This window comes from Clavibacter sp. MX14-G9D, from assembly GCF_032917815.1.
In the GTDB taxonomy this organism is placed as follows: Bacteria; Actinomycetota; Actinomycetes; order Actinomycetales; family Microbacteriaceae; genus Clavibacter; species Clavibacter michiganensis_K.
In genome coordinates this window covers 1-3,472 of record NZ_JAVCVL010000255.1, presented here as the reverse complement: position 1 = coordinate 3,472, position 3,472 = coordinate 1, and the positions used below count along the sequence as shown (strand labels likewise).

General features: G+C 74.3%; 5 protein-coding genes. 3 read left to right on the top strand and 2 right to left on the bottom strand.

Annotated elements, in window-relative coordinates:
- The coding region (locus tag Q6969_RS14205) for a GntR family transcriptional regulator (protein WP_317231022.1) at positions 1-284 on the bottom strand (284 nt) is incomplete at its 3' end.
- Positions 285-406: 122 nt separating this feature from the next.
- Between Q6969_RS14205 and Q6969_RS14200 the strand changes: the two genes are divergently transcribed.
- Positions 407-778 (top strand): hypothetical protein, encoded by a 372-nt coding sequence (locus Q6969_RS14200; RefSeq protein WP_317231021.1) that lies wholly within the window; start codon positions 407-409, stop codon positions 776-778.
- A 24-nt stretch (positions 779-802) separates the two neighbouring features.
- Here Q6969_RS14200 and Q6969_RS14195 read toward each other — a convergent pair whose 3' ends face one another.
- The gene (locus Q6969_RS14195) at positions 803-1,240 is read right to left on the bottom strand and encodes an Lrp/AsnC family transcriptional regulator (protein WP_011931848.1); all 438 of its coding nucleotides are present in this window, start codon (positions 1,238-1,240) and stop codon (positions 803-805) included.
- Between the two features lie 183 nt (positions 1,241-1,423).
- Here Q6969_RS14195 and ddaH point away from each other — a divergent pair, with 183 nt between their 5' ends.
- Both ddaH and rocD read left to right on the top strand, forming a co-directional pair.
- Positions 1,424-2,266 (top strand): dimethylargininase, encoded by an 843-nt coding sequence (ddaH, locus tag Q6969_RS14190; RefSeq protein ID WP_317231020.1) that lies wholly within the window; start codon positions 1,424-1,426, stop codon positions 2,264-2,266.
- A gap of 20 nt (positions 2,267-2,286) precedes the next feature.
- Positions 2,287-3,472: ornithine--oxo-acid transaminase (gene rocD / locus Q6969_RS14185; RefSeq protein WP_317231019.1), on the top strand; the 1,186-nt coding region annotated here is incomplete at its 3' end.

Genomic DNA, 3,472 nt, shown 5'->3' with positions numbered 1-3,472 from the left:
ACCGCGGCCGCCCGGAGCGCCGCGGGCACGTCGTCCTGGGCGGCGACGAACGAGCCGGCGCGCCCGCGCGTCTCGATCACCCCGTCCCCCTCGAGCTCCCGGTACGCGCGGGCGACGGTGTTGACGGCGACCCCGGTCCGCTCCGCGAGCGCCCGCACGGTGGGCAGCCGCGCGCCCACGGTCAGCTCGCCGTCCGCGGCTCGGCGCGCGATCTCCGCGCGGAGCTGCTCGTAGGGCGGGGTCGCGGATCCCGGGTCGATGCGGTAGCCGGGCTCGGGGTCCATGCGCCGAGGCTATCCACCGGCCTCCCGCCGGACGGCGCGACATGCGCGGCGCGCGCACGGGACGGCGTCGGCAGGGGAGGATGGGAGCGCGGCGCGCACCGGCCGCCGATGGGAGGCCCCGAATGTCCGAGCTCGAGCTGATGACCATGTGGTCCCGCGCCCGCAAGCAGCTCATCACGAGCCAGCTGGGCCCCGTCTTCCTGCTGACCTCCACCGTGGTGCTGCTCCGCACCGGCCTCGCCGACGCCGATCTCGGAACGCGCCTCGCGGCCGCCCTCATCCTGCTGGCGACGGGCGCGATGGGCGCCGCGATCCAGTTCTCCATCACCTCGCAGGCCATCGCCATCTCGCGCGACCTCCGCGACTCCGGCGCGACCTCGCACGCGGCCCGCACGATCATCGCCGCCGAGGGCCTCACGAACCTCGTGCGCTACGCCCTCCCGGCGCTCTTCGTGGTCATCTTCGTCGTGATCCTGGTCGCGCTCTTCGCGTAGCCGGCGGCAGGGCGACGCCGCACGCTACTCCAGCGTCCGGTTCACCAGCCGCGACAGCACGATGGCGCTCCGGGTGTGGTCGACGTTCGGGGCGAGGCGCACCTTCTCGAGCGCGTCCTCGAGGCTCGGGATGTCGCGGGAGCGGATGCGGACGATCGCGTCCGCGTCGCCCGTCACGGTGCCCGCGTCGACCACCTCGGGGACGCCCTGCAGGATCCGGCGCAGCTCGTCGGGGGCGACCGTCCCGCGGCAGAACAGCTCCACGTAGGCCTCGGTGCTCAGGCCGTCGACGGCCGGGTCCACCTGGATCGTGAAGCCGCGGATCACGCCGTCGGCCACCAGGCGGTCGACCCGCCGCTTCACCGCGCTGGCCGAGAGGCCCACCGTCCCGCCGATGTCGCCGTACCCGGCACGGCCGTTCTGGCGGAGGAGGTCGATGATCCGGTGGTCCAGGTTGTCCATGCCGCGAGCCTACGGCGGGATCGTGCGCCGGACGGGGCCCTGACGCGCGGAATCCGCGCCGGGATCCGTCGAACCGGCGTGATGCGCCTGCCAGGCTGTCCGGAAGGCGTCCCCTCGGGGCTCTGGGACATCGTCCGCCTCCACGACCGCGCCGCGAGGCGCGCCGCACGAAGCAGGAGCACCATGCCCTCCACCCTCTCCCGCGAGACCCCGACCGGGACCGGCCGCACGCCGACCGCCCGCCGCGTGCTCATGTGCCGCCCCGACCACTTCGACGTGGTCTACCGGATCAACCCCTGGATGGACCCGGCCGTCCCGACGGACACCTCGCTCGCCGTGCGCCAGTGGCAGACCCTGCACGACACCTACGTCGGCCTCGGCTTCCAGGTCGACCTCATCGACGGCTTCGCGGGCCTCCCGGACATGGTCTACGCCGCCAACGGCGGCTTCACCCTCGACGGCATCGCGTACGGCGCGAGCTTCCAGCACCCGGAGCGCCAGCCCGAGGGCCCGGCCTACATGGACTGGTTCCGCGAGGCCGGCTTCGACGTGCGCGTGCCCGAGCAGGTCAACGAGGGCGAGGGGGACATCCTCCTCGTCGGCGACACGATCCTCGCGGGCACGGGCTTCCGCAGCGACAGCACCAGCCACGCCGAGGTGGCCCGGATCTTCGACCGCGAGGTCGTGACCCTGCGCCTGGTGGACCCGTCGTTCTACCACCTGGACACCGCCATCGCGGTGCTCGACGACGAGAACATCGCCTACCTGCCGAGCGCCTTCGACTCGGCCAGCCTCGACGAGATCGAGCGCCGCTACCCCGACGCCGTCGAGGTCAGCGCGACCGACGCGTCGATCCTCGGCCTCAACTCCTACAGCGACGGCTACCACGTCGTGATCGCCGAGAAGGCGGTCGGCTTCGCGGCGTCGCTGCGGGAGCGCGGCTACGACCCCATCGGCGTCGACCTGTCCGAGCTGCTGCTCGGCGGCGGCGGCGTGAAGTGCTGCACGCTCGAGCTGCGGCCGTGACGACCGGGACGGATGAGGACATGACCGACACCATCGACCGCCCCGCCGCGTCCGACGCGGGATCCCGCGCGATCCACGCCGAGGAGGCGCACGCCGCGCACAACTACCACCCGCTGCCCGTCGTGGTCGCGTCCGGCCAGGGCGCGTGGGTCACCGACCTCGACGGCCGGCGCCTGCTGGACTGCCTCGCCGCCTACTCGGCCGTGAACTTCGGCCACTCCCACCCGGACCTCGTCCGGGCGGCGACCGAGCAGCTCGGGCGCATCACGCTCACGAGCCGCGCGTTCCACAACGACCGGCTGGGCCCGTTCGTCACGGCGCTCGCCGCTCTCGCCGGCAAGGACATGGTCCTGCCGATGAACACCGGCGCGGAGGCCGTCGAATCCGGCATCAAGGTCGCCCGCGCGTGGGGCTACCGCGTCAAGGGCGTGGCCGCGGGCCGCGCCAGGATCATCGTCATGGCCGGCAACTTCCACGGCCGCACGACCACCATCGTGAGCTTCAGCGACGACGAGGAGGCGCGCGCCGACTTCGGGCCGTTCACGCCCGGCTTCGTCACCGTGCCCTACGGGGACGCGGCGGCGCTCGAGGCCGCGATCGACGAGGACACCGTCGCCGTGCTCGTGGAGCCGATCCAGGGCGAGGCCGGCATCGTCGTGCCGCCCGCGTCGTTCCTCCCGGACGTCCGGCGGATCTGCACGCGGGAGCGCGTGCTGTTCATCGCCGACGAGATCCAGTCGGGCCTCGGACGCACCGGCGCGACCTTCGAGTGCGACAACGCGGGCGTCGTCCCGGACCTCTACCTCCTCGGCAAGGCGCTCGGCGGCGGCATCGTGCCCGTCTCCGCGGTCGTCGGCGACGCGGACGTGCTGGGCGTCATCCAGCCGGGGCAGCACGGATCCACCTTCGGCGGCAACCCGCTCGCCGCGGCCGTGGGCCTCGCGGTCGTCGACATGCTGGCCACGGGCGAGCCGCAGGAGCGGGCCCGCCGGCTCGGGGCCGTGCTGCACGCCCGGCTCGCGGACCTGGTCGGGCACGGCGTGCTCGAGGTGCGCGGCCGGGGGCTGTGGGCGGGCATCGACATCGACCCGGCGCTCGCCACGGGCCGCGACGTGTGCGAGCGGCTCCCGGGCCGCGGGGGGGCCGCGGAGGGCAAGCACCGCGCGACGCCCCCCCCCCCGCCGCCCCCCCCGGGGGGGGGGGGGG